At 64.0% G+C, this 3,476-nt stretch carries 5 protein-coding genes; 2 read left to right on the top strand and 3 right to left on the bottom strand.

Annotation, left to right across the window (positions count from 1 at the left end; translation table 11 throughout):
- On the top strand, positions 1-685 hold a 685-nt coding region (locus tag QOI01_RS23480), incomplete at its 5' end, for a GAF domain-containing sensor histidine kinase (protein WP_526385213.1).
- A 112-nt stretch (positions 686-797) separates the two neighbouring features.
- Positions 798-992 (top strand): hypothetical protein, encoded by a 195-nt coding sequence (locus QOI01_RS23475; protein ID WP_526385211.1) that lies wholly within the window; start codon positions 798-800, stop codon positions 990-992.
- A 389-nt stretch (positions 993-1,381) separates the two neighbouring features.
- On the opposite strand, the gene QOI01_RS23470 is transcribed toward QOI01_RS23475, so the two are convergent.
- From QOI01_RS23470 to QOI01_RS23460, 3 genes are all read right to left on the bottom strand, one after another.
- Positions 1,382-2,281, bottom strand: a complete 900-nt coding sequence (locus QOI01_RS23470) for an NmrA family NAD(P)-binding protein (protein ID WP_526385209.1) — start codon at positions 2,279-2,281, stop codon at positions 1,382-1,384.
- A gap of 32 nt (positions 2,282-2,313) precedes the next feature.
- On the bottom strand, positions 2,314-2,778 hold the full coding sequence (locus QOI01_RS23465; protein WP_526385207.1) for a hypothetical protein: 465 nt from the start codon (positions 2,776-2,778) through the stop codon (positions 2,314-2,316).
- A 302-nt stretch (positions 2,779-3,080) separates the two neighbouring features.
- On the bottom strand, positions 3,081-3,476 hold a 396-nt coding region (locus QOI01_RS23460; protein WP_526385205.1), incomplete at its 5' end, for an MmyB family transcriptional regulator.

Here is a 3,476-nt window from a genome sequence, read left to right as displayed (position 1 = left end):
CCGCTACCGAGAAGATGGCGCCGGGATCGTCGCCGTCGGGTCCTTTGCCGAATCGGGTGTGCCAGACGTTCCGGTCGGTGAGAGTCTCCCGTGCGAGGGCGACAATGTGTCGGGGAAGGTTTGGCGTACCGGCCGGCCGGCCCGGATGGACAGCTACGAACGTGCCCAAGGTTCCATCGCGGCACGCATGCGTGACCTCGGGATTCGCTCGCGGGTTGGCGCGCCCATCATCGTCGACGACATGGTGTGGGGACTGGCCGTCGTCGGCTCGAGGCGACCGGAGCCGTTACCTCCAGATACCGAGGAGCGCGTCGGCGAGTTCGCCGATCTGGTTGCCACCGCGATCGCCGCCGCGACCGGCCGAGCCGCGCTCATCGAGTCGCGCAGGCGCATCGTCGCGGCCGCCGACGAGACACGGCGGCGCCTGGAAAGAGACCTGCACGACGGTGCTCAGCAGCGCGCGGTTTCGCTGGGGTTGCTGCTGCGCACAGCCGAAGACTTGGTCCCCAGCGAGCTCGGCGCGCTGCGAGAGCTGCTTTCCCGAATCGGATCGGGCCTTACCGAGCTATGTGAGGAACTGCGGGAGATCTCCCACGGGATGCACCCGGCGATCGTGTCAACAGGCGGATTGGGTCCGGCGCTGAAGTCGTTGGCTCGCCGCTCGACGATCCCGGGTCACCCTTGACGTGGCAGTCCAGAGACGATTGCCGGAAGTGGTCGAGGTCGCCGCCTACTACGTGGTGGCCGAGGCGTTCACCAACGCCGCGAAACACGCATAACCCTCCCAGCTCGCCGTAATGGCGAACGCCGACGACGAAAACCTGCACCTGCTGGTTCGTGACGACGGCATCGGAGGAGCCGACTTCGACAAAGGGTCCGGACTCCTCGGCCTCAAAGACCGCGTGGAAGCACTCAGCGGCCAGCTGACACTGTCGAGCACCGTCGAGAACGGCACGTCACTAACTGCGACCATTCCGCTGCGTGATCGTTGATTTCGGCCGACGGCAGCACTCGAACACCGCAATCAGACGATCTGGGCGCCGTCGTCATCGCCGCAACGGAGTTCGAAAACGATTACGGCCTATCACCGTCAATGGTTGGGATCGGCAGGTCCAATACGGCCCGTCCGCACCACCCTGCGGACAGAAGGGCGCTCACAGTTCCGGCAAATACCACCGACGTTCCGTAACAGCGGCACCTCGTCACTGACCCCCATTGGGTTGCCTTTCAGTTGATCCGTCCCACCGGCGGCGGGCTGGCGCCGAGAGGCCCGGCACAGGGCGGAGATGACTGAATCAGGAGCGTGGCAGTCCCTCAGCAATGTGTTGTCTGCCCGCGTCATCCCCGCGAAGCTGGTCGGCGGCGCGTAGTCGCTTCGCACTCACCGACGGGGGCTTCCGGTGGTGTCGAACCGGGAGCGGGTGGCCGCGACGTAGTCCTCCACGGTGATGGGTTTGACTCCGCCGATGACCTCGACGAGGTTGTTAACCCCGGCGAAGACGCCATCTCGGTAGTCCTGTGCCACGTTGCTGATGTGCTGCACGAAATGCGCCGAGGCGCCTGCGGCGGTCAGGCCAGTGGCAAATGTAGGAATGTCGATGGGCTCGTAGCGCACCGGAATACCCAGGGTGTGTTGGACTTTCGCGGCGATTTCATGCCAGTTGAGTTCGTCGGCGCCGAACAGCGGGTAGATCTGGCGGTCGTGCGGGTCGGGGTTTTGAAGGATGGCGGCGATGACATGGGCTTGATCGGCGGCGTCGATCGGGGCGTGTCGGGCATCGGCGAAGGGCAGCCGATAGATCCCTTCGCCGTTGTCGCGGATCCAGAACATGTTCAGAAAGAACGTAAAGAAGGTGGGCCTCAGATGGGTGGTGATCAGCGCGCTGCGGTCCAGCAATCGCTCGGCGAGCCAATGGTGGCGCGCGGCGTTGCTCTTGGCTTCCCGACGCGCCGAGATCTGCGACATATTGACCACCGAGTGCACGCCGGCTTCGCTGGCCGCCTGCACGAAGTTCGCGGTGGCCTCCACCAAACCTGGGGCGACGGGGTAGTTGAAGTAGGCCGCACTCACCCCGACCGTCGCGGCGCTGACCGCGGGAAAGTCGAGCAGGTCGCCTTGCACGACTTCGGCGCCCAGTTCACGTAACCGGGCCGCACGCTCATCAAGGGTGTGCACGAGCGCGCGGACGCGAAGACCACGCTCGCGCAATACGCGTACGGTGTGCGCCCCGGTGTTGCCGGTGGCGCCGGTGATCAGGAACAACTCGTTGGTGTCGGTCATGTCGGTTGCCTTTCTCGACGAATGGACCGCCGCTACAAGCGGTCCGCTGCGTTCGCGTCGCTGCGGGCCTCGATAGCCCTGACGCTGTTGACGAATGCCTTTCGTAAGGATCCCTTGGCGACTGTTGCGAGCAAGCCCGAGAGAACAAGTCCCCTGATGTTCTTGCCCTCGCGAACTATGACGACATCTACCTCGGTCGTTCCGTTGGGCTGGCGCGTCATGGCGTACCTGTAGCCCGACGCGCCGCCGAACACGTTGGAGTCGATTGTCCTGGCCACGACGCGGTTGGGATCGGACCAGTCATACTGCAGGCGCTCCCAGACGCCACCCGAGCCCTCGGTGACATCGGCGTCATGGAGGCCAAGGTGATGCACCCTGAGGTACGAATCAGCGCTCTTTGCAAAGACCTTCGAGCGGCCCGGCCCGAAGTCTGTGAGCCCGGCGACGAACTGCTCGGGAGTCGAGGTGGTCGTCTGACGAAAATGGATTGTTGACATGAAATGTTCCTCTCTACAGTGATTTTCGTGCGCAGTTGGAGGCGCGTCGCGGACCCACCAGTCAGAGACAGGGCATGCCGGGAACCTGTCCCGCCTCCGGAGAAGCGGATCGGCGGCCCGTCGATGGTCATTGTCTGCGAATGTGTGAGCGTGCGCACGAGGTGTCCCTTCGCGCTCGATTACTGATCCTTGCGGAGCTAAGGACGCGCGGCATCTGTCGGGAATTCCCGCTTACGAGTCGGCAACCCGGCCCCACTGATCCTGGTAGTGGCAGGAACAGGTTCAGCCACCCCACGTCGTGGTCATGGTTTGTCTGACAGCGTTCGCAGTTCCTCGAGCGCCGTGGCGGACTGACTGCCGGGTTTCGCGCGATAAGTCAGCATATGCTGGCCGCCGGAGTGCGGAATGTTGAATCTGTTCCGATGCAGGTACAGATCACCGACCTTCGGGTGGCGCATGTGGATGACGCCCACTCTGTAGCCCACGTCGGCACGCTCCCACAGTTCTCGGAAACGCTCACAGGCGGTCGACAATTCGTCGATCAACGACCGCAACCGCGGATCGTCGGGATCGCTCCCGGCCGCTTCACGCAGCCCACTCACCGCGACATCCGCCGCCTCATCCCAATCCACGTACAGCTCGCGAGCGGTGGGATCCAATAGTCGCCAGCGCAGGAAGTTTTGACCGGGGGCGAAACC

This window comes from Mycobacterium sp., assembly GCF_032162605.1.
Taxonomy (GTDB): Bacteria; Actinomycetota; Actinomycetes; order Mycobacteriales; family Mycobacteriaceae; genus Mycobacterium.
This window is presented reverse-complemented; position numbering and strand designations above follow the sequence as displayed.

Bases quoted from the DNA above. Each gene is read 5' to 3' on its own strand.
- QOI01_RS23465 (WP_526385207.1), bottom strand. From the start codon at position 2,778: ATGTCAACAATCCATTTTCGTCAGACGACCACCTCGACTCCCGAGCAG.
- QOI01_RS23475 (WP_526385211.1), top strand. From the start codon at position 798: ATGGCGAACGCCGACGACGAAAACCTGCACCTGCTGGTTCGTGACGAC.
- QOI01_RS23470 (WP_526385209.1), bottom strand. From the start codon at position 2,281: ATGACCGACACCAACGAGTTGTTCCTGATCACCGGCGCCACCGGCAAC.